Here is a 22,689-nt window from a genome sequence, read left to right on the forward strand (position 1 = left end):
CGGGGACTTCGGCGTTCCCGGGGAGTGCCGGGCACCCGGGCGCCGCGCACGGTAACGTCATCCCGCGCACGGCGGTGAGTCATACGGGGGCGGAGGGAAACGGGATGTCACGACTGGACCGGTTCAAGGCCGGTCTCTCGCGTGCCGGGAGACGAGTGCTGGGTGCCAGGGCCGCTGCCGAGCGTGAGCAGGAGCGCCTGGAGGAGGAGGCCGGGGAACGCGGCGAGGCCGAGGCCGTGGAGGCGGTGCGCGGGCGGCGGCGTCCGGAGCCGGCCGAGCGCCCGCTGGAGGCGAGGGTCCGTCAGGCCGTCCTCGCCGACGGGCCGTCGCCGCCCCCGGCCGCCGGCGGCGGGACGGACACCGGACCGCTCCCCGGGGAAGCCGGTCCCGACGTGCCCCGGATCCGGTCCGAGCCGGCGGAGGTGATCCCGTGGGGCGTGCGGGTGGCCGCCGAGGCGGGGTGGCGGACGCTGGTGCTGGCCGGCGTGGTCTGGGTGCTGATCCAGGTGGTCAGCTCGGTCAGCCTGCTCGTCATCTCCTTCACGGCCGGTCTGCTCATCACGGCGCTGCTCCAGCCGGTGGTCGGCTGGCTCAAGCGCGTGGGCTTCAGCCGGGGCGCGGCGACGGTGGTCACCGCGTTCGGCGGCTTCGCGGTGATGAGCCTGATCGGATGGTTCGTGGTCTGGCAGGTGATAGAGAACTCCGACCGGCTCGTGGACCAGGTGCAGGACGGCATCGAGGAGTTGCGGGACTGGATCCTGGCGCTGCCGTTCGACATCACCGAGGAGAACCTCAACGAGTGGGTCGACAACATCAACGAGTGGATCAGCGACAACAGTGACACGCTGACCTCGGCCGGGCTCGAAGGCGTCAACTACGTGGTGGAGTTCGTCTCCGGCGCGGGCATCACCCTCTTCGTCGTCCTCTTCCTCCTCTACGACGGGCCGGGGGTGTGGCACTGGTTCCTGCGGCTGGTGCCGCGCGCGGCGCGCGAGGGGGTCGCCGGGGCCGGGCCCCGCGCCTGGATCACGCTCACCGGATATGTGCGCGGCACGGTGATAGTGGCGCTGATCGACGCGGTCGGCATCGGCGTCGGGCTGTTCGTGATCGATGTGCCGATGGCCGTTCCGCTGGCGGTGATCGTCTTCGTCTCGTCGTTCGTGCCCCTGGTCGGCGCCATCGCCTCGGGGGCGCTGGCGGTCCTGGTGGCGGTGGTCACCAACGGTGTGGTGGACGCGGCGCTGGTGCTCGGCGTGGTGCTGCTGGTCCAGCAGATCGAGGGGCACGTCCTCCAGCCGTTCATCCTGGGCCGGATGGTTCGGGTGCATCCGCTGGCCGTGGTGCTCGGCGTGGCGGCCGGCTCGATGCTGGCGGGCATCCCGGGCGCGATCGTCGCCGTGCCGCTGATCGCCGTGACCAACACGGTCGTCGGCTATCTGCGGGCGTACCAGGACGAGGCGGACCGGCGGGCCGGGGCCGTGAGCAGCGGTGCGACGGTCGCCGAACTGGCGCCGAACCCGCCGCCGGTGCCCTCGGCGGCCGAGCCCCCCGCCACGGGCGGCACCAGCACAGGCAGCGGCACGGGCACCGGCCCTGGCGACGCGACCCCGGTGAACGGGAGCGACGAGAGCGCCGGACCCCGGGAGTAGACGGCGGACCGCCGGGCGCCCCGCGGCGCCCGGCCGTCAGCCCGCCCAGCCGTGCTTCGGCGGGTGACGGACCTCCAGCAGCCAGCCGAGCCGCTCGGTGTCGGTCTCCGTCCAGCCGTCGGGCGGCGCGATCGCGGCCCAGGCGTCGACCGGGTTCGAGCCGTAGCGGTGCCCGTGCGGGGCCTGCGCCCCGTAGGAGACCGCCATGTCGACCGTCGTCTGCCAGAAGGTGACGAACGGGAACCAGTCGATCGACGACGTCACATCCGGCCCCAGCGGCTCGTCCATCCACTCCGGGCGCTGGAACAGCAGGCTGGGCGACCACCACACGACCGGGTCCGAGGCGTTCTGGAGGTAGACGATCCGCGGTTCCTCCCACACCTCCCCGGCCGGGCGCGCCAGGTCCTCCTCGGGGAACTGCGCGAACCGCACATGCCGGCCCTCGTCGTACACCGGCCGCCACACCGGGCTCCCCGGATCGCGGTTCTCGGTCAGCTCGGAGTGGATCGGGCTGAAGTCGGGCGGTCCGATCATCAGGGCGCCATCGGTCCTGGCAATCATGTCGTCCAGGCCGTCGAACGCCGACTCGATCGCCGCGACGGCCAGGCTCTCGCCGAACACCAGCAGCGTCGGCCGCTCGTCCTCCGGCTCCTGCTCCCAGCGCGCGTACACGGCGTCGAAGAGCGCCTCGGTCGCGGTCCCGGCCTCGTTCCGGTCCACCATGAACGACGCCCAGCTCGGCAGGTAGGAGTACTGCATGGTGACGACGGCGGTGTCGCCGCCGTTCATGTACTCCAGCGCCTCCACCGTCGTCGGGTTGACCCAGCCGGTGCCGGTGGTGCCGGTGACGGCCAGCACCTCGCGGTCGAAGGCGCCGGTGCGCTCCAGCTCCCGCACGGCCAGCTCGGCGCCGTCCGCGTAGTCGTCGTAGGCGGCCCGGCCCACATAGGCGCGGATCGGGTCGAGCGCCTCCTCGCCGGTGAAGTCGGCGATCTCCTCGGCGGAGATCGCGGTGCCGGTGAACGTCCGGCCCTTGTTGCCCAGGTCCTCCCACGAGATCAGCGAGTCGGGGCTGCCGGAGAGCATGGGGGAGTAGGGCCGCATCACCCCGGGGTCGGTGCTGCGGTCCTTGGCGGCGGCGATGCGGTCGGCGACCTCCAGGATCCCCCGGTCCCAGACGACGTCGCGGGTCCCGACGACGACGATGGTGGTGCTCAGCGCCAGCCCGAGGGCGACCGCGACGGGCCAGGGGACGAACCGGTTCAGCAGCCGGGTGAGCAGACGCGTGCCGAGCCGGATGGACCGGGCCACCACCAGCAGCAGCGCCAGCACCGCCAGGGAGATCAGCGCGATCATCAGCGAGTGCCAGGTGAGCGTGGGCGGCATCCCCTGGAGGCGGCGCAGCTCGCGCTGCATGTCGGCGCTGCGGCCCAGCATGAACGCCACGGCGCCCGGGAGCAGCACCAGATACGCCAGCCAGCCGCGCGCCCGGATCCGTTCGTCCGGCAGCCAGGGGGACAGCAGCCGGAACAGCCAGCTCAGCAGGGCGCCGAGGCCGTAGCCGATGGCGGCGGTGATGCCGCCGATGGCCCCCTGGTAGTACCAGGGGCGCGGGACGAGGGACGGCGTCAGCGACAGCCAGAAGAAGAAGGTGGCGGCCAGGCAGGCGGTCAGGTCGGGCCAGCGGCGGACGACCCAGGGGGAGCCGGGCCGCTCCCAGTCCGGCTTGCGGGCCACCGCCACGGCCAGCGCGCGGGCCCGCAGCGCGGTCCGGCGCACGGACGCCCCGGCGGGCCAGGGGGCGGCGGGCGTGGCGGGGGGGGGGGGGGCGGGGGGGGGGGGGGCCGCCGCCGGGGGGGCCTTCTCTCATGATACATGCCCCGGTGCCAGGGAGGAAAAACACGAGCGCGCCCTCTTCCGGGACAGAAAAACATACACAATGGACGCTCCTGCAGTGACACGCTGTTACTATGTTAGTGTATTATTTTTTTAAGGAGAGCGGCGCCCCCCGAGGACTACACTATCGTCTTCGTCGGCAGGGTCAGAGGGGTATAAGAGACGGCGGTGGGCGTGAGGGCGGTGGCGGGGGCGGCCGTCCCGCCCCCGGGTGCCGGCACGCCACCGGGCTCCGCACCGGGCCCTGTCTGCTCGCTCACTTCGTCTCCGCCCCATCAGACCCGACCGCCTGGACCTCACGCTAGGGGATCAGACGCGGACGCGGTGGACGACGTTGCGACCTTGGGTCCTTTCCGTGCTGCCGGGGAGACGTGGAGGGCCGTTCACGGGGGCGGCCGGTGTGATGTTCGTCATCGCCGGGGCCGGTCCGCCGGCGCCCCGGCACGGTCCACGCCCGCGCGGGTTCCGCGCCGCCGGGCGGGTGGCGCGAGGTGGCGGACCCGGCGTCTCCCGGCCGGGGCATGCCGGGATCCGGCCGTCCGGCCGGTCCCGTTCCCGCTGGGTCGGCCGGGTGGCCGGGCGGCGGAACGCGGCGGGTAGATTCGTGCCCATGAGCAGTGGGACGAACGAATACCGCGTCGAGCACGACTCGATGGGCGAGGTGCGGGTGCCGGCGGACGCCAAGTGGCGGGCGCAGACCCAGCGGGCCGTGGAGAACTTCCCGATCTCGGGCCAGCGACTGGAGCGGGCCCACATCGCCGCCCTCGCCCGGATCAAGGCGGCGGCAGCCACCGTCAACGCGCAACTGGGCGTGATCGAGAAGGACATGGCCGACGCCATCGTCGCCGCGGCCGAGGAGGTGGCCGAGGGGCGCTGGGACGAGCACTTCCCGGTCGACGTCTTCCAGACCGGTTCCGGCACCTCCTCGAACATGAACACCAACGAGGTGCTGGCGACGCTGGCCACCGAGCGCCTCGGCCGCCCGGTCCACCCCAACGACCACGTCAACGCCAGCCAGTCCTCCAACGACGTCTTCCCCTCCTCCATCCACATCGCGGCCACCGCCGCCGTGACCGGCGAGCTGATCCCGGCCCTCACGCACCTGGCCGAGTCCCTGGAGCGCAAGGGCGCCGAGTTCGCCGAGGTCGTCAAGTCCGGCCGCACGCACCTGATGGACGCCACCCCGGTCACCCTGGGCCAGGAGTTCAACGGCTACGCCGCGCAGATCCGTTACGGCGTCGAGCGGCTGACCGCCTCGCTGCCGCGCCTGGCCGAGCTGCCGCTCGGCGGCACCGCCGTCGGCACCGGGATCAACACCCCGCCCGGCTTCTCCGCCGCCGTCATCGCCGAGGTCGCCCGCGCGACCGGTCTGCCGCTGACCGAGGCCCGGGACCACTTCGAGGCGCAGGGCGCCCGCGACGGCCTGGTCGAGACGTCCGGCCAGCTCCGGACGGTCGCCGTCTCGCTCACCAAGATCTGCAACGACCTGCGCTGGATGTCCTCCGGACCGCGCACCGGCCTCGCCGAGATCGCCCTGCCGGACCTCCAGCCCGGCTCCTCGATCATGCCCGGCAAGGTCAACCCGGTGATCCCGGAGGCCGTGCTGATGGTCGCCGCCCAGGTCACCGGCAACGACGCCACCGTCGCCACGGCCGGCGCCTCCGGCAACTTCGAGCTGAACGTGATGCTCCCGGTCATCGCGAAGAACCTGCTGGAGTCCATCCGGCTGCTGGCCAACGCCTCCCGCCTGCTCGCCGACCGCACCGTGGACGGCGTCACCGCGAACGTCGAACGCGCCCGCGAGTACGCGGAGTCGTCGCCGTCGGTCGTGACCCCCCTCAACCGCTACATCGGGTACGAGGAGGCCGCCAAGGTCGCCAAGCGGGCCCTCGCCGAGCGCAGGACCATCCGCGAGACGGTCCTCGACGGCGGGTACGTCGAGCGCGGCGACCTGACCCTGGAGCAGCTCGACGAGGCCCTGGACGTGCTGCGCATGACGCGCCCCTGAACGCCCCGAGCGCACGTCACACCCGGATGCGCCCGCTGTCCGCGTCGGCCCGAATACCATGTGTAGATGACAACGGGAAAAGACACGAGCGGCGGTGCGCATCCGTGGCGGCCCGGTGACCACATCCTGTGGCGTTACCGGGCGAACGGCTCCCGTGGCCTGAGCGATTTCCACATCTGCCGGCCCGTCACCGTTGTGCGGGACACGCCCGAGATGCTGGCCGTCTGGATGGCGCCGGGTACCGAGTGCATCAAGCCGGAGCTGGCCGACGGTACCCCCATCCACCAGGAGCCGCTGGCGACCCGCTACACCAAGCCCCGCACCACCGTCCGCTCCCGCTGGTTCGGCGCGGGCGTGCTCAAGCTGGCGGCTCCGGGCCTCCCGTGGTCCGTGTGGCTTTTCTGGGACCGGGGCTGGCGCTTCAAGAACTGGTACGTCAATCTTGAAGAGCCCCGGAGCCGCTGGTCGGGCGGGGTGGATTCCGAGGATCACTTCCTCGACATCGCGGTCTATCCCGACCGGAGCTGGGAGTGGCGGGACGAGGACGAATTCGCCCAGGCGCAGCAGGCCGGGCTGCTGGACGCCGGACAGGCGGAGCGGATCCGCGCGGCCGGCCGGGAGGCGACCCGGCTGATCCGCGCGTGGGGCCGGCCGTTCTGCGAGAACTGGGCGTCCTGGCGGCCCGACCCGCGCTGGCGCACCCCGCAGTTGCCGGCCGACTGGGCCCGGCCCGCGACCGTCGTCGCCACCGCGCCGGGGGCACATCGCCTGCCGGATCACCCGAGAGCCTCTTGATAGCCCCCCTGGCACCAAACGTAGGATCGACCCCCACGACCCTGTCTCTCATGCCCATCTGAAGCTGCCGACCAACAGGCTAATGAGTACCACGGCTCTCTCCGCCGTCTAACACACGACATCAGCACATACACCTACCTGTACAGCCCAACACAGCGCGCTGGATAGTATGCGTATGTCCACACTGAGTGTCACGGCTAATGTGCCCTGCTTCTATTTATATTTACTACGGTCGGCCCCCCTACTGTCCCCACTATCCTTTCCCCCGCCCGCTTCAGATGTCTATAGGACACCGGTACCCGACAACGCCCCCGCCCCGCACGCCAGTTCCCCGCCTGGATGGACAGCCCCTCGTGACGGACCCGACCCCATCGCAGCCCGTGGCTCGCACGGCGGACGTACCCGCGTTCGCCGAGAGCTCCGCGCTGCCGCACGCTCGCTCCGAGCCCGATTCCGTGGAGCACCCGCCCGTCCGCCCGGCGAGGGGCGGCGAGGGACTCAACGGCGGGATGCCCGAGACAGACCGGCTGCGGTTCGTGGGGGCGGCCACACGCCGGATCGCGCGGGGCATCGATCTGGACGAGATCGTGCTCGGTCTGTGCCGGGCCGCGGTGCCGACGTTCTCCGACGCGATCCTCGTCTACCTGCGGGATCCGCTGCCGGTCGGCGACGAGCAGCCGGTCACGCCGTGGGTGCTGCGGCTGCGCCGCACCGACCGCATCCCCGAGGCGCTGACCCTCGGCACCCTGGGCGACCTGCGCACCGACGGGTCGGGCCCGTTGCAGGCGCTGCTGATCGACGCGACGCCCCGGGTGGAGGTGCGCGGGAACGGGCCGCTGGCCGAGGTGATGCGCGGGGTGCGGCCGGTGTTCACCGAGTCGCAGGTGCCCAGGGCGGCGCTGCGCGAGCTGACCGGCGCGCTGTGCCCGCCGGACGACCACCGGGCGATTGTCGCCCCGTTGCGCGGCCGGCGCCGGGTCATCGGCGCGGCGGTGTTCCTGCGGGAGCCGCACCGCGAGCCGTTCGAGCACGAGGACCTCCAGGTCGCCCAGCAGTTGGCGACGCACTCCGCGCTCGGTGTCGACAAGGCGATGCTGTACGGGCGGGAGGCGTCCATCGCGGACGAGTTGCAGCGCACGATGCTGCCGGACGACCTGCCGCAGGTCACCGGGGTGCGGCTGGCGAGCCGTTATCTCCCGGCGGCGCAGTCGGCGCGCGTCGGCGGCGACTGGTACGACGCGATCCCGCTGCCGGGCAGCCGGGTCGCGCTGGTCGTCGGTGATGTGATGGGTCATTCGACGACCTCGGCCGCGATCATGGGGCAGTTGCGGACGACGGTGCAGACGCTGGCCGGTCTGGATCTGCCGCCGCAGGAGGTGCTGCACCACCTGGACGAGCAGGCGCAGCGTCTTGGCACCGACCGGATGGCGACCTGCCTGTACGCGGTGTACGACCCGGTCGAGCACCGCATCACGGCGGCCAACGCGGGTCATCCGCCGCCGGTGCTGCTCCACACCGACGGCTCGACCGAGTTGGTGGACCTGCCGCCCAACGCGCCGATCGGCGTGGGCGGTGTGGACTTCGAGACGGTGGAGGTCGCCGCCCCGGCCGGGGCCACCCTGGTGCTGTACACGGACGGTCTGGTGGAGTCGCGGACCCGCGACGTGTGGACCGGGGTCGAGCATCTGCGGGAGAAGCTGACGGAGGTCTCGCGGCTGACCCGCCCGGACGCCGCGGCCCCGCTGGAGCCGCTGTGCGACGAGGTGCTGGACATCGTCGGCCCCGGCGACCGGGACGACGACATCGCGCTGCTGGCCGCCCGGTTCGAGGGCATCGCGCCCGACAACGTCGCGTACTGCCGCCTCGACCCGCGCGCCGAGTCGGTGCGCGAGGCGCGTCGCCTGGTCCGCGAGAGCCTGACGCGCTGGGAGCTGCTGGAGCTGGAGGACTCGGTCGAGCTGCTGGTCAGCGAGGTCGTCACCAACGCCGTGCGGTACGCGGAACGGCCCGTGTCCGTACGGCTGTTGCGCACCGACGCGTTGCGCTGCGAAGTCGGCGACGACGTACCGCAGTTGCCGCGGCTGCGGCAGGCCGGGCCGGCGGACGAGGGCGGGCGCGGCCTGTACCTCGTGCAGCGGCTGGCCCGTGAGTGGGGCGCGACGCGGCTGAGCACCGGAAAGCTGGTCTGGTTCGAGATGGCGCTGCCCACCTCCTAGTCGCGATGTATCGCGTGTCTGTAGGCTGGGCGTGTGAGCGCTGAGAATCCGCCCGCCGTGCCGCTGGACAAGCAGCCGGTCGTCCGGGCTTCCGACGCGGACCGTGACCGGATCGCCGACATCCTGCGCGAGGCGCTGGCCGAGGGGCGGCTGGACCCCGAGGAGCACGCCGAGCGGGTCGAGGCGGCGTACCGGGCCAAGACCTTCGCCGAGCTGGAGCCGCTGATCCAGGACCTCCCGGCCGGGCAGCGGCCCTTGGCGCCTGCCGCGGTGCCCGCGCCGGGCCCCGCCTCGGGGCGCGGCGGGCACGGTCTGAAGGTGGCCAACGCGAAGAACGTGGTGGCCGTCTTCAGCGGTGCCGGCCGGCAGGGACGCTGGCGGGTGGGCGCCAGGATCAACGTGACAGCCGTCTTCGGCGGCGTCGAACTGGACCTGACCGAGGCGATCTTCGAGCAGCAGTACGTGGTGATCAACGTCACCGCGGTCTGCGGCGGAGTGGAGATCAAGGTCCCGGAGAACGTGAGCCTGCGCAGCGGCGGCAGCGGTGTCATGGGCGGTTTCGAGGTGCGGGAGTCCGAGTCCGCCGACCCCGGCGCCCCGGTCGTGCTGGTGCGCGGAGTGGCGGTCTGGGGCGGCGTCGAGGCCAAGCCGGTGCCGGGGAAACGGGTGCGTGACCTGCGGGACGGATGACCGGAACGGCTGATCCGGCGGGCTGCGTTGTCGCTCCGTGCATAAGCGTGCGCACAGCGGGTAGGGCTCGGGGGACCGTCACTCGTATGGCCGCATGGCGGAAAGGGTGATCTGCGGCATCCCCTTTGTCGGGTGAGGGTCCATCAGCGAAAGCGACCCCCGGTAGCCGTCGTCAGGAGTTGACCGTGCTGCAATCGTCACCGCCCCAGGAGTCCCAGTGGTCTCCGCCCGTTCCTGCCACGCGCAGTTCGAGAGATCTGGGTGGACCCTGGCACTCGGAGGCCGCCTGCCGGCGGGATGAGGCGGGGCTGTTCTTCGCCCCGTCCCAGGAGCCCACCGCGGCCAGGCTGTCCCGTGAGCAGGCGGCCAAGTCGGTGTGTGCCAGGTGCCCGGTGCTGCTGGAGTGCCGGGAGCACGCGCTGCTCCAGCCCGAGCCGTACGGCGTGTGGGGCGGTCTGACGGCCGCCGAGCGCCGTGTGGTCCTCAGCCGCAGGCGGCGCCGTGAGGCGGCCTCCGGCGGCCGGCCGGCGGACATGGGCCGTATCGCGTGAGACCGCGGGCCCGCGGGTGCCCGCCCCGCTCCCCAGCCGGCCGCGACGGGCTGGGGAGCGGGGCTTCCGCCGGGTCCGGCGGGTGAGCCCCGCCGGGTGCGCCGAGCGGTGAGTCCTACTGCCCGCGGTCGAAGTCGATCGCGCTGTAGGCGCGGAGCTTGGTGAGGCGGTGCGTCGAGTCGATCTGGCGGATCGTGCCGGAGCGGGAGCGGACCACCAGCGACTGCGTCGTGGCCGTCTCCGCGCGGTAGCGCACGCCGCGCAGCAGTTCGCCGTCGGTGATGCCGGTGGCGACGAAGAAGACGTTCTCGCCGCGGACCAGGTCGTCGGTGTGCAGGACCCGGCCGAGGTCGTGGCCCGCGTCGAGCGCGGCCTGCCGTTCGGCGTCGTCCTTGGGCCACAGCTTGCCCTGGATCGTGCCGCCCAGACACTTGATGGCGCAGGCCGCGATGATGCCCTCGGGCGTGCCGCCGATGCCCAGGAGCAGGTCCACGCCGGTGCCGTCGCGCACGCTCATGATCGCGCCGGCCACGTCGCCGTCCGAGATGAACTTGATGCGGGCGCCGCTCTCCCGCACCTCCTTGACCAGGTTGGAGTGGCGCGGCCGGTCCAGGATGCAGACGGTCACGTCGGCCGGTGAGCCGCCCTTCGCCTTGGCCACCCGCCGGATGTTGACGGCGGGCGGCGCGTCGATGTCGACGTAGTCCGCGGCCTCGGGACCGGTCGCCAGCTTGTCCATGTAGAAGACGGCGCTCGGGTCGAACATGGCGCCGCGTTCGGCGACGGCGAGCACGGAGACCGCGTTGCCCATGCCCTTGGCGGTGAGCGTGGTCCCGTCCACCGGGTCCACGGCCACGTCGCACTCGGGGCCCGAACCGTCGCCCACGCGCTCGCCGTTGTACAGCATGGGCGCGTCGTCCTTCTCCCCCTCGCCGATGACGACGACACCGTTCATCGAGACGGTCGAGATGAGGGTGCGCATGGCCCGGACGGCCGCGCCGTCCGCTCCGTTCTTGTCGCCGCGCCCGACCCAGCGGCCGGAGGCGAGGGCGCCGGCCTCGGTGACCCGGACCAGTTCCAGGGCCAGGTTGCGGTCGGGGTTCTCGGGGGCGACGTTCAGCGGGTGCGGAAGGTGGTGATCAGTCATCGGGGACGACCTTTCTGTGCCGAGTCGCGCGGAGGGTGCCTTCGACTTTATCCGGCTGTCGTACACATGAGCTGATCGGCCCTCTTTTGAGCCATGGTTGAGGGGGCCACGGATCCCGGGCGGACACGGCGCCGGGGGCGGGTGCGGGCCGGGTTCCGGGATGAGCGACCATGGGAGGGTGGCGAACGACGTGGCGACCGATGCGACCCAGGCGGCGACCGACGCGCGGCCGGACCGGCGGCAGCGCTTCGAGTCCGTGCGGAACATGGTGCTGTCCATGATCGCGCTCTGCGCGGCCGTGCTCGCCCTGTTCGTCCTCAACCCCGACGAGGCGCCGGAGAACGCGGTCCGGTCGATGGAGTACGACGTGGCGTCCGCCACGGCGGCCCGCGCCGCGCCGTACGACCTGCTGTCGCCCGAGGGACTGTCCGACCGCTGGCGGGCCACCTCCGTGCGGTACGACGCGCAGGGCGAGTTCGGCGCGACCTGGCGGCTCGGCTTCCTCGACCCGGACGACGAGTACGCGGCGCTCACCCAGGCCGACGGCGACGCCGTCCGGTTCGTCGCCGAGGTGACGCGCGGCGCGGAGGACACCGGCGACGTCGAGCGCATCGACGGCCGGGACTGGGCCCGGTACGAGGGCTCCAAGTACGACGCCCTGGTGCTGCGGGAGCCGGACGTGACGACGGTCGTCATGGGCACCGCGCCCTGGGACCGGCTCATGCACCTGGCGAACGCCCTGGAGGTCAGGGCCGACCGGACCTGAGCACGTGGGCCGCGGGGCCCGGCCGGCTCACAGGACGGTGACGGCCTCCTCGAAGTCCAGCCGGGGCAGCCGGGGGTTGTAGGCGGTCGCGGCGGGCCTGCCGATGTTCATCACGACGAGCGCCTTCTGCCGCCCGTCCCCGAAGAACTCCTTGTCGACGCCCGGGGCGTCGAAGCCCGACATCGGTCCGGCGGCGAGCCCGGCGGCGCGGACACCCAGCAGGAAGTACCCGATCTGGAGCCCCGCGCTGAGCACCCCCGCCCGCTCGCGCTCCCCGGCGTCGGCGTAGGCCACGTCCTTCAGGGCCGGCGCCACGGGGAACAGCTTCGGCAGCCTCTCGTGGAACCACAGGTCGACCGAGAGGATCGCGGTCAGCGGGGCGGCGGCCGTCTGCGCCCGGTTCTTCTCGGTGAGGAGGGGCAGCAGCCGCTCCTTCGCCCCGGCGGAACGGAGCAGGGTGACGCGCAGCGGCGACGAGTTGTGCGCGGTGGGGGCGAGCTTGATCAGGTCGTAGATCGCGCGCACCTGCTCGTCCGTCACGGGCTCGTCGGTGAACGCACGCGCCGTGTGGGCCTCGCGGAAGAGGAGATCCTGGGCGGCGGCGTCGAGGGCGAGGGACATGATGCGTGGCCTTTCTGACAGGGAGCGCGCCCGGGGCACGCGAGCGCGGGGTGTGCCGGAGCGGCGCCGTTCCGGCACCGGCTCCGGCCGGTGCCAACCCGGCCCCCCACCGGGCTATTCCCGCTCCCGCTCCGCCTCGTCCTCCTCCGCCCCCGAATCGCCCGCACGGGCGGGCTCGTCCGCCGCCAGAGCCGCGTCCAGCCGGGCCCGCGCGCCGTCGAGCCACTGGCCGCAGATCCGCGCCAGCTCCTCGCCGCGCTCCCACAGCGCGAGCGACTCCTCCAGCGTCGCCGCGCCGGCCTCCAGCCTCCGCACCACGTCGATCAGTTCGTCCCTGGCCTGCTCATAGCTGAGCGCGGTCCCCGCGTCCGCTTCCGTCATGGCCGTCACCCTATGCCCGCCTCCTCCGCCCGCCCGGCGACCGTCACGCCGAACTCCCCGTCCGCGACCCGGGCGCGCAGCGACTCGCCGGCCGCCACCTCGTCCGCCGCGCGCACCGCCGAACCGTCGGCCCGCCGCAGCACCGCGTACCCGCGCCGCAGCGTCGCCGCCGGGGAGAGCGCGATCACCCGTGCCCGGGTGTGCTCCAGGTCCCCGCGTGCGCGGTCCAGATGGTGCGCCAGCGTGCGCCGGGAGCGCCCGAGCAGCGCCGCGATCTCCTCCGCGCGGCCGTCCGTCATCCGGCGCGGATCGGCCAGCACCGGCCGGCCGCGGGTCTCCGCCAGCCCGCGCTCCTCCCGGTCCAGCCGGGCCCGGAGCACCCAGCGCGCCCGGCCCCGCACCGGCCGCACCCGGGCCAGCTCCTCGCCCACGTCCGGCACGACGCGCTTGGCCGCGTCCGTCGGCGTCGAGGCCCGCAGATCCGCCACCAGATCCAGCAGCGGCGCGTCCGGCTCGTGCCCGATGGCCGAGACCACCGGCGTGCGGCACTCCGCGACCGCGCGCACCAGCCGCTCGTCGGAGAACGGCAGCAGGTCCTCCACGCTGCCGCCGCCCCGCGCCACCACGATCACGTCCACCTCGGGGTCCGCGTCCAGCTCCCGCACCGCCTCGATCACCTGCGGAACGGCGTGCACCCCCTGGACCGCCACGTTCCGCACCGCGAAGCGGACCGCGGGCCAGCGCAGCCGCGCGTTCTCCAGCACGTCGCGCTCGGCCGCGGAGGCGCGGCCCGTCACCAGGCCCACGCAGCCGGGCAGGAACGGCAGCCGCCGCTTGCGGCCGGCCGCGAACAGCCCCTCCGCCGTCAGCGCCCGCTTCAGCCGCTCCAGCCGCAGCAGCAACTCGCCCATCCCCACCGCGCGGATCTCCGTCGCCCGCAGCGACAGCTCGCCGCGCGGCGCGTACCACTCCGGCTTGGCGAACACCACGACCCGGGCGCCCTCCGCTATCACGTCGGCCACCTTGTCGAAGACCGCGCGATAACACGTGACCCGCACCGACACGTCGTGCGACGGGTCGCGCAGGGTCAGGAACACCACTCCGAGCCCGGGGCGGCGGGAGAGCTGGGTGATCTGACCCTCGACCCACACCGCGCCGAGCCGGTCGATCCAGCCCCCGATGAGCCGGGACACCTCGCCGACCGGGATCGGCGCCTCCGACGACGTCTGCACTGCCATGCCGCAACGCTAGCGCCGGGCACCGACAACGCGGTCCGGGCGGCCCCGGCCGCCGCCGTACCATGGGACGCATGGCTGAAGACCCCGGGCGCCGCCGCGTCCTGCTCGCCGCCCCCCGCGGCTACTGCGCGGGCGTCGACCGCGCCGTCATCGCCGTCGAGCGCGCCCTGGAGCAGTACGGCCCGCCGATCTACGTCCGCCACGAAATCGTGCACAACAAGTACGTGGTGCGCACCCTGGAGCGGAAGGGCGCCGTCTTCGTGGACGAGACGGCCGAGGTGCCCGAGGGCGAGATCGTGATCTTCTCCGCGCACGGCGTCTCCCCGGAGGTCCACCGTGAGGCCGAGCGCGGCCGGCTCGCCACCATCGACGCGACGTGCCCGCTGGTCACCAAGGTCCACAAGGAGGCCGTCCGCTTCGCCGAGGCCGACTACGACATCCTCCTCATCGGCCACGAGGGTCACGAGGAGGTCATCGGCACCAGCGGCGAGGCCCCCGACCACATCACTCTGGTCGACGGCCCGGACGACGTGGCGAACGTCGAGGTCCGCGACCCGGAGAAGGTGGTCTGGCTCTCCCAGACGACCCTCTCGGTGGACGAGACGATGGAGACCGTCGAGGGTCTCAGGCGGCGCTTCCCGCTGCTGGTCAGCCCGCCCAGCGACGACATCTGCTACGCCACGCAGAACCGCCAGACCGCCATCAAGCAGGTCGCCGCCGACGCGGACCTGGTGCTGGTGGTCGGCTCGAAGAACTCCTCGAACTCGGTCCGGATGGTCGAGGTCGCCCTCGGCGCGGGCGCCGGCGCGGCCCATCTAGTGGACAACGCGGAGGAGATCCGGGAGGAGTGGCTGGCCGGCGTCTCCACCGTCGGCCTCTCCTCGGGCGCCTCGGTCCCCGAGGTGCTGGTGGACGGCGTGCTGGCGTGGCTGGCCGAGCGCGGCTTCGGCGACGTCGAGGTCGTCCAGCCGATGCGGGAGCACATCCAGTTCTCGCTGCCCAAGGAACTCCGCCGGGACCTGCGCGCCGAGGCCGCCGCCAAGGTGCGGGGCTAGCCGGTCGTACCGGGGCGGGCCCGGCGGTCGGCGCGGCGGCGGCGCAGCCGGTCCCGCAGCAGGGCGCGGCCCCTGCGCAGCAGCACGATCGCGGCGGCCGTCAGGGTCCCGGCGAACAGCCAGGGGGCCCGCAGGGCCAGCTCCGTCACGGTGCTCACCGGCCCGTCCGTGGTGACCAGGCCGGTGGCGAACGCGATGGGCGCCGCGATCGGGGCGCAGATCAGGTCGGCCCGCCGGACCCACAGCGCCGCGGCGGCCGAGGTCAGGACGGACAGGGTGCCGTAGAGCGCGGGGGCCCCGCCGAGCAGGTCGCAGAACCAGGCGGCGGCCACCATGCCCGCCGTGGTCAGCACGCCGCAGCCGAGGCCGGTCAGACGCGGCCGGGGCGGTCCGCCCCGCGCGCCGGGACCGGCCGCCGGACGGCGGCGCGGATGCCCGCGCCCGGCCGCCCCGCCGGACGAGGGGCGAGGCACCCTCGTCCGCACCACGGCGGGCGGACGCCCTGTGTGACGAGTTGTGCGCGTTGTGTGATCCACGGGACCACGGTAAGCGCCGCCCGGCGGCGCGCGGGGTGATGGACACGCGTGCGGGCCGTATGACTGTCCGCCCGCACCGGCCGGGCCCGGGGCGCGGCGCCCGTAGACTGGTGGACCGGCCCCCGTCCCGTTTCTCGCTCAGGGAAGTCTCACGTGTCGCTCACGATCGGAATCGTCGGCCTGCCGAATGTCGGCAAGTCGACTCTTTTCAACGCCCTGACCAAGAACGACGTGCTCGCGGCCAACTATCCGTTCGCCACCATCGAGCCCAACATCGGCGTCGTCGGCGTCCCTGACGCGCGCCTGGCCCGGCTCGCCGAGGTCTTCTCCTCGCAGCGGGTCATCCCGGCCACGGTGGACTTCGTGGACATCGCGGGCATCGTGCGCGGCGCCAGCGAGGGCGAGGGCCTGGGGAACAAGTTCCTGGCCAACATCCGCGAGTCCGACGCGATCTGCCAGGTCATCCGGGCCTTCCGGGACGAGAACGTCGTGCACGTGGACGGCAAGGTCTCGCCCAAGAGCGACATCGAGACCATCGACACCGAGCTGATGCTGGCCGACCTCCAGACCATCGAGAAGGTGCTGCCCCGGCTCCAGAAGGAAGCCCGGATCAAGAAGGACAGGCAGCCGGTCGTCAAGGCCGTCGAGGAGGCGAAGGCCATCCTGGAGGAGGGCCGCACGCTGTTCTCGGCGGGCATCGCCCAGGGCACCGAACGCGCCGAGCCGCTGCACGAGCTGCACCTGCTGACCGTCAAGCCGTTCCTCTACGTGTTCAACGTGGACGAGGAGGAGCTGACGGACGAGGCGTTCAAGGCGGAGCAGCGCGCCCTGGTCGCCCCGGCCGAGGCGATCTTCCTCAACGCCAAGCTGGAGTCCGACCTCGCCGAGCTGGACGAGGACGAAGCCCTGGAGCTGCTCCAGACCGTCGGCCAGAACGAGCCCGGCCTGGCCACCCTCGCCCGCGTGGGCTTCGACACCCTGGGCCTCCAGACCTACCTGACGGCGGGTCCGAAGGAGGCCCGCGCCTGGACGATCAAGAAGGGCGCGACGGCCCCCGAGGCGGCCGGGGTGATCCACACCGACTTCCAGAAGGGCTTCATCAAGGCCGAGGTCATTTCCTTCGAGGACCTGATCGAATCCGGCTCCGTCACCGAGGCCCGCGCCCGCGGCAAGGCCCGGATGGAGGGCAAGGACTACGTGATGCGCGACGGCGATGTCGTGGAGTTCCGCTTCAACGTGTGACCGTTCGATTACTTGAGCTGGATTGACCTGTCAAATACGCAGGTCGAACGGGGCTCGCCTCTCCTGAGGCGGGCCCCGTTCTCCTTTCCGTGCTGACCTGGTGCTGATTGTTCCGCCCCCCGCGCCTCTTCCCAGTGGTACGTTATGTGGTACCAGTCCTGGAGGGAGTTCCGTCGATGTCGATCACTGCCAGCGAGGCGCGCAAGGCTCTCTTCCCGCTGATCAAGAAGGTCAACGACGATCACGAGGCCATCGAGATCGTCTCCAAGCACGGGAACGCCGTGCTCGTCTCGGCCGAGGACTACGCCGCCCTGCGTGAAGGCTCTTACCTGTTGCGCTCGCCGGCCAACGCCCGCCGGCTGCTCAAGGCGTACGAGAACGCGCTTGGTGACATGGGGCTCTCCGAACGGGAGCTCATCGACCCTGATGCGTCGGGTGCCGAGAAGGGTGCCGTGTGAGGCTCGTCTTCGAAGAGGGCGGCTGGGAGGACTACACGTCATGGCTCAAGAACGACCGCAAGATGCTCGCCCGGATCAACAAGCTCATCGAGGACGTCCTGCGGGACCCCTTCACCGGGATCGGCAAGCCCGAGCCGCTGAAGTACCACCTGCCCGGGGCCTGGTCGCGGCGGATCGATGACGAACATCGCCTCGTCTATCTCGTCACGGACCGGGAGATCATCATCCTGGCGGCCCGCTACCACTACTGATGTCGGTTGGGCGCGTGCTCGGCCAGTTCGCGGGCCATCTCCCGCGGCACCGGCCGCACCCCGAAGGCACCGGAGTACAGCAGCACCCCCGGGTGCGGCCCGCCACGGTCGGGGAAGGCGGCGAACGCGTCGGCCAGGCCGTCCGGGGTGGGGATCCGCGGCATGGTGGTGGGCATGGATTCTCCTGTCGTGGTTGACGCGGTGAGTCCGCGATCAACACGACGGAGGGGGGAGCCCGCGCCGAGGCGCGAGGTTCCCGGTCGAACGGCGGGCCCGCACTGGCCCGTACGGCGCTCAGGGAAGCACCGGGTCACCCATCCGTGCGCGGCGCGACGCCATCCCGGTGATCATGCGGCACAGCATGGCCCCGCGGGTTCGCGGAAACGGCCTTGGCCGGAACGGGAGAACGCGTCGCGTGGTCCCGCCCGATCGGTGGGATCGGACGGGATCGCGTCGACCGGCCCGGCAGCCGGTCAGGCCTGCGGCGGGGTGGGGGTCTCGGTGGGCTGCTCGCGGTAGATGTCGGGCTCCAGGTAGATCACGCGGGCGATGGGCTCGGCCGCGCGGACGCGGGTCTCGGCCTCGTCGATCGCCCGGGCGATGGTGATCGCGTCGTCGTCGTGCCGGACCGCGATCTTGGCGGCGACCAGCAGCTCCTCGGGACCCAGGTGCAGGGTGCGCATGTGGATGATCCGGGTCACCCGGTCGCCGTCCACGATCGCTTCCCGGATCCGGGCCACCGAGTCCTTGCTGCCCGCCTCGCCGAGGAGCAGCGACTTGGTCTCGGCCGCCAGCACGATCGCGATCGCCACCAGCAGGACGCCGATGCACAGGGTGCCGACGCCGTCCCACACGCCGTCGCCCGTGGCCAGGGCCATGCCGACGCCGCCGAGGGCCAGGACCAGGCCGACGAGCGCGCCGAGGTCCTCCAGCAGCACCACGGGCAGCTCGGGGGCCTTGGCGGTCCGCACGAACTGGGTCCAGGACTGCCCGCCGCGGACCTCGTTCGACTCCTTGATGGCCGTCCGGAAGGAGAACGCCTCGGCGATGATCGCGAAGACGAGGACGCCGACCGGCCAGTACCAGTGCTCCAGCTCGTGCGGGTGCCGGATCTTCTCCACGCCCTCGTAGAGCGCGAAGACGCCGCCGACCGTGAAGAGCACGATGGAGACCAGGAACGCGTAGATGTACCGCTCCCTGCCGTAACCGAAGGGGTGCTCCTCGCTCGCGGCGCGCTTGGCCCGCTTGCCGCCGAGCAGGAGCAGTGCCTGGTTCCCCGAGTCGGCCACCGAGTGCACGCCCTCGGCGAGCATGGAGGAGGAGCCGCTGAACGCCGCCGCGGTGAACTTGCTCACCGCGATCGCGAGGTTGGCGCACAGGGCCGCCACGATCGCCTTTGTTCCGCCTGACGCGCTCATCGTTGTCCGGGGTTCCTTCCGTCGCTCTCGCCGGCCGCTCCGGCGGCACATTCTGTCAGGCCGTGGCCCGCCTGCACGCTTTCCCCGGCAGACCGGAAACGCTCATCACTTCGGGTGAAACTCTGGCCGTTCCTTGCGGTTGGCAACGGTGAGTCGCCAAGCTGTTGCCGATTGTCAACACGCGCCGCTCTCCGGGTGATCCGGGGAGCACCCCGAGGGAGGGGCCCGTGCCGTTCGGTGAGCAGCCCGCGTATCTACGCGTCGCGGAGGACCTTCGACAGCAGATCACCGACGGCACCCTGCCGCCGCACACCAGGCTCCCCTCGCAGGCCACCATCCGCGCCCGGTACGGCGTGTCCGACACCGTGGCCCTGGAGGCGCGGAAGGTGCTGATGGCGGAGGGGCTGGTCGAGGGCCGGTCCGGCTCGGGGACGTATGTCCGGGAGCGGCCCGTGCAGCGCGCCATCTGCCGCAGCGGGTACCGGACGCTGGGGGAGTGCTCGCCGTTCCGGCAGGAGCAGGCCGACGAGCGGGTGCGGGGGACGTGGGAGGGGCGCAGCGACCGCGCCGAGGCGTCCGTGGCCGTCGCCGAGCGGCTGCGGATCGAGGTGGCGGAGCCGGTGATGTGCACGCAGTACGTGTTCCGTGTCGCGGGCGAGCCGACGATGCTCTCCACCTCCTGGGAGCCCCTGCGGCTGACCGGCCGCACGCCCGTGATGCTGCCCGAGCAGGGCCCGCTGGCGGGGCGCGGGGTGGTGGAGCGGATGGCGGCCATCGACGTCGTCGTGGACAACATGTCGGAGGAGGTCGGCGCGCGCCCCGCGCTGGCGGCGGAGGCGCGGCTGCTGGGCGGGCTGGCGGGCCATCCGGTGCTCGTCGTGGCCAGGACCTTCCGCGCCGGGGGAGTCCCGGTGGAGACGGCGGACGTGGTGGTGCCGGCGGACCGGTTCCGTCTGGCGTATCACCTGCCGGTGCGCTGACGGCCCGCCGGGCGCGGGGTCAGTCCGGGCCGCCGGGGAGGTCCAGCTCGAACCAGACCGTCTTGCCCACGGGCCGGCGCCGGGTGCCCCAGCCGCGCGACACCCGGGCCACCAGCGGCAGGCCCCGGCCGCCCTCGTCGTCGGGGGCGGCGGACCGTTCGCACGGCGGGTCGGTGACCGGGTCGGTCACCTCGATCAGCAGCGAGGCGCCCAGCGCCATCCGCACCTCGACCGGGCCGTGGGCGTGCCGCACCGCGTTGGTGACCAGTTCGCTGACCAGCAGCCGCGCCGTCTCGGTCAGCGGGTCCAGGCCCCACGCGCGCAGGGTGTCCGCCACGGCGTGGCGGGCGCGGCGGACCTGGGCGCGTTCGGCGGGGAAGGTCCAGGACGCGGCGCGGTTCCCCGGCAGGCGGCCGAGGCGGGCGGCGAGCATGGCGATGTCGTCGGCGGTGGTGGTCTCCGCCGCGCGGGGGCGCAGCGCCTGGATGACGCCGTCGCAGACCTCCTCCAGCGTGGTGCCGGGCCCGGTCGTCCGTGTCAGCAGCGCGCACAGCCGGTCGATGCCCGAGGTGAGGTCCTCGCCGCGGTTCTCGATCAGCCCGTCCGTGTAGAGCACGAGCAGGGACCCCTCCGGCACGTCGATCCGGTGTTCCGTGAAGGTGGCGCCCTCGATGCCCAGCGGGGTGCCCGGGGGAAGGTCGAGCGCGGTGGCCGTCCAGCCGCCGGCCGCCGGATCCGGCCCGGCCAGTACGGGCGGCAGGTGTCCGGCCGTGGCCAGGGCGCAGATCCCGGTCGCCGGGTCGTAGGCGGCGTAGACGCAGGTGGCCAGCAGCGGGTCGTCGGGGTGCTGGGCGATGTCCGCGCCCAGGTCGTTGAGCCGGCGCAGCACCTCGGCGGGGGGCAGCTCCAGGCCGGCGAGGGTTCGGGCGGCGGTGCGGAGGCGGCCCATGACCGTGGCGGCGCGGAGGCCGTGGCCGGTGGCGTCGCCCACCACGAACGCGACCCGGCCGCCGGTCAGCGGGATGACGTCGAACCAGTCCCCGCCGATCTCGGTCCCGGTGGCGCTGGGCAGGTAGCGGTGGCCGACCTCCACCCCGGCGATGTCGGGCAGCGACCGGGGGAGGAGGCTGCGCTGGAGCATCAGGGCGCCCTCCCGCTCCCGGACGTACAGGCGCGCGTTGTCCAGGGAGATCGCGGCCCGGTTGGCCACCTCCATGGCCAGGGTCAGGTCCTCCCGGTCGAACGCGGTCCGCCGCCCGGCGCGGCTGACGGCCATCAGCCCCAGGACCGTGCCCCGGGCCCGTAGCGGCACGGTCAGCAGGCAGTGGATGCCCAGCTCGCGCGCGGCGCCGACCCGGGGGTCGTCCTCGCCGACGGCGGCGCCCAGCTCCCGCGGGGTCGCGGCGAGATGGGGGACGCCCGTGGTCAGCACGTTCTCGAAGACGGTCTCGTGCTGGGTGCCGAGGTCGCGGCCCGACTCGAAGATCATCTCGACGGCCGGGCCGTGGTCCTTCGCCGCCGTGCCGAGCTGGATCAGTGCCACGTCGGCCAGCTCGCCGATGGGCGGCGGCTCCTCGCCGTGGACGACGGACTTCAGGATCTCGACGCTGCAGTAGTCGCCGAACCGGGGCACCAGGGACTGGCAGAGGGTCTCGGCGATGAGCCGGACCTCCAGCAGGTCGCCGAGGGCGATGCCGACGTCGTCGAGGAGGGCGAGCCGCTGCCGGGCGCGCTCGACGCGGGTCATGGCGTCCCGGCGTTCGGTGATGTCCAGCACGACGCAGCTCACGCCGACCGCCCGCCCGGAGTGGTCCGTCAGGCGGCCGAACGACACGGACTGGGCGCCCCGGCCGTCGGGGGAGGCGGTGACCAGATCGGTCACCGAGCGGCCCGAGCGCAGCACCTCCCGCTGGAGCCGGTGGATCTCCCCCGCCATCGGCGGCGGCAGCACGTCGAGGACGGTCCTGCCGAGCACGGCCTCGGCGGGCGTGCCGTGCAGCCGGGTGAGGGCGTCGTTGACGCGGGTGTACCGCAGCTCGGCGTCGAACAGCGCGACGCCGAGCTGCGAGGCCGTGAACAGGGAGTCAACGGCGGCGAGGTCCTGCTCGACGGCGGTCATCCGGCTGGTTTCCACCAGATTGGCCAGAATGAACCGCCCGAGCCCCGCGCCGTCCAGCCGCGTGGCGCGGCAGGCCAGTTCGACCAGATGTCCGTCGCGGTGGCGCAGGGTCAAGGTGCCGCGCCAGTGCCGATCTCCGGGGGCCGGTTCGAAGGCCCAGGCGCGGCCGTCGGGGGTGAAGTCGGTCAGGGGGCGGCCCACCGCGCGGTCGTCCGGCCAGCCGAGGATCTCCTCGGCCATCGGTGGCCACAGGGCGATGTCGCCGTCCACGGTCAGCAGAACGGTGGCGACGCGCAACACGTCGAGAAGGGAACGCCGGGCAGGGCGGCGGTCGGAGGCGTCTTCCTCGCCTCTCGGCCCGGAAGGTTCTGTGCGCAAGCTCCACGCCCCCGTCGGGTGTCCTCGCCGGGTCGGGTCCGGCGAGACAGGGCTGAATATCCCTTATACCCGATTGTGCCCTCTATTGCGGGTGAGCGCGGCTGCCCAGGTCGACGCGCTCCACGAGATAGCTCGCCCCGTCGTCGGCGGGGTCCGCCGCACCGCTCAGACGCAGGCGCTGTATCAGGCGTTGCGCCTCGGCGCGCGTGGCGCAATGTCCTATGCGGTAACGGCCGCCGTTCGCGTCCTCGCGGACCACCTGCCAGGGCTGCAGGGTGCTGCTGTTCATTCATC

21 protein-coding genes and 1 pseudogene are annotated in these 22,689 nt (G+C 72.7%); 12 read left to right on the plus strand and 10 right to left on the minus strand.

All coding sequences use genetic code 11. From position 1 onward, the window contains the following. Nucleotides 1-104 precede the first annotated feature (104 nt). Nucleotides 105-1,649: an AI-2E family transporter gene (locus BN2279_RS24155; RefSeq protein WP_059013166.1), complete on the plus strand. Its 1,545-nt coding sequence runs from the start codon at nt 105-107 to the stop codon at nt 1,647-1,649. 36 nt (nt 1,650-1,685) lie between these two features. Here BN2279_RS24155 and BN2279_RS24160 read toward each other — a convergent pair whose 3' ends face one another. Continuing rightward, entirely contained in the window at nt 1,686-3,428 is a 1,743-nt protein-coding gene (locus tag BN2279_RS24160) for an alpha/beta hydrolase (RefSeq protein WP_059013167.1), read from the minus strand. A 727-nt stretch (nt 3,429-4,155) separates the two neighbouring features. On the opposite strand from BN2279_RS24160, the gene BN2279_RS24165 reads away from it, so the two are divergent. The 5 genes from BN2279_RS24165 (at nt 4,156) to BN2279_RS24185 (ending at nt 9,805) form a co-directional block, all read left to right on the plus strand. Beyond that, a complete protein-coding gene (locus tag BN2279_RS24165) occupies nt 4,156-5,553 on the plus strand; it encodes a class II fumarate hydratase (protein WP_059013168.1) in 1,398 nt (465 codons plus the stop codon). 66 nt (nt 5,554-5,619) lie between these two features. Next, nucleotides 5,620-6,348 carry a cytidylyl-2-hydroxypropylphosphonate hydrolase gene (fomD, locus tag BN2279_RS24170; RefSeq protein ID WP_059013169.1) on the plus strand — a complete coding sequence of 243 codons (729 nt, stop codon included), beginning with the start codon at nt 5,620-5,622 and terminating at the stop codon, nt 6,346-6,348. A 278-nt stretch (nt 6,349-6,626) separates the two neighbouring features. Beyond that, nucleotides 6,627-8,564 (plus strand): ATP-binding SpoIIE family protein phosphatase, encoded by a 1,938-nt coding sequence (locus BN2279_RS24175; protein WP_407702301.1) that lies wholly within the window; start codon nt 6,627-6,629, stop codon nt 8,562-8,564. A gap of 33 nt (nt 8,565-8,597) precedes the next feature. Further along, nucleotides 8,598-9,254: a DUF1707 SHOCT-like domain-containing protein gene (locus tag BN2279_RS24180; protein ID WP_059013171.1), complete on the plus strand. Its 657-nt coding sequence runs from the start codon at nt 8,598-8,600 to the stop codon at nt 9,252-9,254. A gap of 188 nt (nt 9,255-9,442) precedes the next feature. Then, entirely contained in the window at nt 9,443-9,805 is a 363-nt protein-coding gene (locus BN2279_RS24185; RefSeq protein WP_407702315.1) for a WhiB family transcriptional regulator, read from the plus strand. Between the two features lie 115 nt (nt 9,806-9,920). Here BN2279_RS24185 and glpX read toward each other — a convergent pair whose 3' ends face one another. Beyond that, nucleotides 9,921-10,952: a class II fructose-bisphosphatase gene (gene glpX / locus BN2279_RS24190; protein WP_059013173.1), complete on the minus strand. Its 1,032-nt coding sequence runs from the start codon at nt 10,950-10,952 to the stop codon at nt 9,921-9,923. Nucleotides 10,953-11,130: 178 nt separating this feature from the next. Between glpX and BN2279_RS24195 the strand changes: the two genes are divergently transcribed. Then, nucleotides 11,131-11,718 carry a DUF4245 domain-containing protein gene (locus BN2279_RS24195; protein ID WP_234348076.1) on the plus strand — a complete coding sequence of 196 codons (588 nt, stop codon included), beginning with the start codon at nt 11,131-11,133 and terminating at the stop codon, nt 11,716-11,718. Nucleotides 11,719-11,745: 27 nt separating this feature from the next. Here the strand turns inward: BN2279_RS24195 and BN2279_RS24200 are convergent, their stop codons facing one another. From BN2279_RS24200 to xseA, 3 genes are all read right to left on the minus strand, one after another. Continuing rightward, the gene (locus BN2279_RS24200) at nt 11,746-12,339 is read right to left on the minus strand and encodes a malonic semialdehyde reductase (protein ID WP_059013174.1); all 594 of its coding nucleotides are present in this window, start codon (nt 12,337-12,339) and stop codon (nt 11,746-11,748) included. Between the two features lie 114 nt (nt 12,340-12,453). After that, complete coding sequence (locus BN2279_RS24205; protein ID WP_059013634.1) at nt 12,454-12,720, minus strand: exodeoxyribonuclease VII small subunit; 267 nt, start codon at nt 12,718-12,720, stop codon at nt 12,454-12,456. Nucleotides 12,721-12,725: 5 nt separating this feature from the next. Then, nucleotides 12,726-13,958, minus strand: coding sequence for an exodeoxyribonuclease VII large subunit (gene xseA, locus BN2279_RS24210; protein WP_059013175.1), 1,233 nt, complete (start codon nt 13,956-13,958; stop codon nt 12,726-12,728). A gap of 71 nt (nt 13,959-14,029) precedes the next feature. On the opposite strand from xseA, the gene BN2279_RS24215 reads away from it, so the two are divergent. Next, nucleotides 14,030-15,013: a 4-hydroxy-3-methylbut-2-enyl diphosphate reductase gene (locus BN2279_RS24215; RefSeq protein WP_059013176.1), complete on the plus strand. Its 984-nt coding sequence runs from the start codon at nt 14,030-14,032 to the stop codon at nt 15,011-15,013. On the opposite strand, the gene BN2279_RS24220 is transcribed toward BN2279_RS24215, so the two are convergent. Next, on the minus strand, nt 15,010-15,486 hold the full coding sequence (locus BN2279_RS24220) for a DUF6542 domain-containing protein (RefSeq protein ID WP_059013177.1): 477 nt from the start codon (nt 15,484-15,486) through the stop codon (nt 15,010-15,012). The two genes, BN2279_RS24215 and BN2279_RS24220, sit on opposite strands and share 4 nt — an antisense overlap. Before the next feature lie 216 nt (nt 15,487-15,702). Between BN2279_RS24220 and ychF the strand changes: the two genes are divergently transcribed. From ychF to BN2279_RS24235, 3 genes are all read left to right on the plus strand, one after another. Further along, nucleotides 15,703-16,791 (plus strand): redox-regulated ATPase YchF, encoded by a 1,089-nt coding sequence (gene ychF, locus BN2279_RS24225; RefSeq protein WP_059013178.1) that lies wholly within the window; start codon nt 15,703-15,705, stop codon nt 16,789-16,791. Between the two features lie 176 nt (nt 16,792-16,967). Continuing rightward, nucleotides 16,968-17,249 carry a type II toxin-antitoxin system Phd/YefM family antitoxin gene (locus BN2279_RS24230; protein ID WP_059013179.1) on the plus strand — a complete coding sequence of 94 codons (282 nt, stop codon included), beginning with the start codon at nt 16,968-16,970 and terminating at the stop codon, nt 17,247-17,249. Beyond that, on the plus strand, nt 17,246-17,500 hold the full coding sequence (locus BN2279_RS24235) for a Txe/YoeB family addiction module toxin (RefSeq protein WP_059013180.1): 255 nt from the start codon (nt 17,246-17,248) through the stop codon (nt 17,498-17,500). Before BN2279_RS24230 ends, BN2279_RS24235 begins: the two co-directional genes overlap by 4 nt. 14 nt (nt 17,501-17,514) lie before the next feature. On the opposite strand, the pseudogene BN2279_RS24240 reads toward BN2279_RS24235, so the two are convergent. Next, nucleotides 17,515-17,676 (minus strand): annotated as a pseudogene (locus tag BN2279_RS24240) (dienelactone hydrolase family protein); the annotation flags it as partial. A 297-nt stretch (nt 17,677-17,973) separates the two neighbouring features. Next, nucleotides 17,974-18,918, minus strand: coding sequence for a cation diffusion facilitator family transporter (locus tag BN2279_RS24245; RefSeq protein ID WP_059013182.1), 945 nt, complete (start codon nt 18,916-18,918; stop codon nt 17,974-17,976). A gap of 227 nt (nt 18,919-19,145) precedes the next feature. Here BN2279_RS24245 and BN2279_RS24250 point away from each other — a divergent pair, with 227 nt between their 5' ends. Continuing rightward, nucleotides 19,146-19,898 (plus strand): GntR family transcriptional regulator, encoded by a 753-nt coding sequence (locus BN2279_RS24250; protein ID WP_059013183.1) that lies wholly within the window; start codon nt 19,146-19,148, stop codon nt 19,896-19,898. A 19-nt stretch (nt 19,899-19,917) separates the two neighbouring features. On the opposite strand, the gene BN2279_RS24255 is transcribed toward BN2279_RS24250, so the two are convergent. After that, nucleotides 19,918-22,317 carry a SpoIIE family protein phosphatase gene (locus BN2279_RS24255; RefSeq protein ID WP_059013184.1) on the minus strand — a complete coding sequence of 800 codons (2,400 nt, stop codon included), beginning with the start codon at nt 22,315-22,317 and terminating at the stop codon, nt 19,918-19,920. Nucleotides 22,318-22,477: 160 nt separating this feature from the next. Continuing rightward, nucleotides 22,478-22,684, minus strand: coding sequence for an SPOR domain-containing protein (locus BN2279_RS24260; RefSeq protein ID WP_059013185.1), 207 nt, complete (start codon nt 22,682-22,684; stop codon nt 22,478-22,480). Nucleotides 22,685-22,689: the final 5 nt, after the last annotated feature.

Origin of the sequence: Streptomyces specialis (assembly GCF_001493375.1) — a bacterium.
Lineage (GTDB): Bacteria > Actinomycetota > Actinomycetes > Streptomycetales > Streptomycetaceae > Streptomyces > Streptomyces specialis.

Bases quoted from the DNA above. Each gene is read 5' to 3' on its own strand.
- BN2279_RS24175 (WP_407702301.1), top strand. From the start codon at position 6,627: ATGTCTATAGGACACCGGTACCCGACAACGCCCCCGCCCCGCACGCCA.
- fomD (WP_059013169.1), top strand. From the start codon at position 5,620: ATGACAACGGGAAAAGACACGAGCGGCGGTGCGCATCCGTGGCGGCCC.
- BN2279_RS24230 (WP_059013179.1), top strand. From the start codon at position 16,968: ATGTCGATCACTGCCAGCGAGGCGCGCAAGGCTCTCTTCCCGCTGATC.
- BN2279_RS24205 (WP_059013634.1), bottom strand. From the start codon at position 12,720: ATGACGGAAGCGGACGCGGGGACCGCGCTCAGCTATGAGCAGGCCAGG.
- BN2279_RS24200 (WP_059013174.1), bottom strand. From the start codon at position 12,339: ATGTCCCTCGCCCTCGACGCCGCCGCCCAGGATCTCCTCTTCCGCGAG.
- glpX (WP_059013173.1), bottom strand. From the start codon at position 10,952: ATGACTGATCACCACCTTCCGCACCCGCTGAACGTCGCCCCCGAGAAC.
- BN2279_RS24260 (WP_059013185.1), bottom strand. From the start codon at position 22,684: ATGAACAGCAGCACCCTGCAGCCCTGGCAGGTGGTCCGCGAGGACGCG.
- xseA (WP_059013175.1), bottom strand. From the start codon at position 13,958: ATGGCAGTGCAGACGTCGTCGGAGGCGCCGATCCCGGTCGGCGAGGTG.
- BN2279_RS24165 (WP_059013168.1), top strand. From the start codon at position 4,156: ATGAGCAGTGGGACGAACGAATACCGCGTCGAGCACGACTCGATGGGC.
- BN2279_RS24245 (WP_059013182.1), bottom strand. From the start codon at position 18,918: ATGAGCGCGTCAGGCGGAACAAAGGCGATCGTGGCGGCCCTGTGCGCC.
- BN2279_RS24215 (WP_059013176.1), top strand. From the start codon at position 14,030: ATGGCTGAAGACCCCGGGCGCCGCCGCGTCCTGCTCGCCGCCCCCCGC.
- BN2279_RS24155 (WP_059013166.1), top strand. From the start codon at position 105: ATGTCACGACTGGACCGGTTCAAGGCCGGTCTCTCGCGTGCCGGGAGA.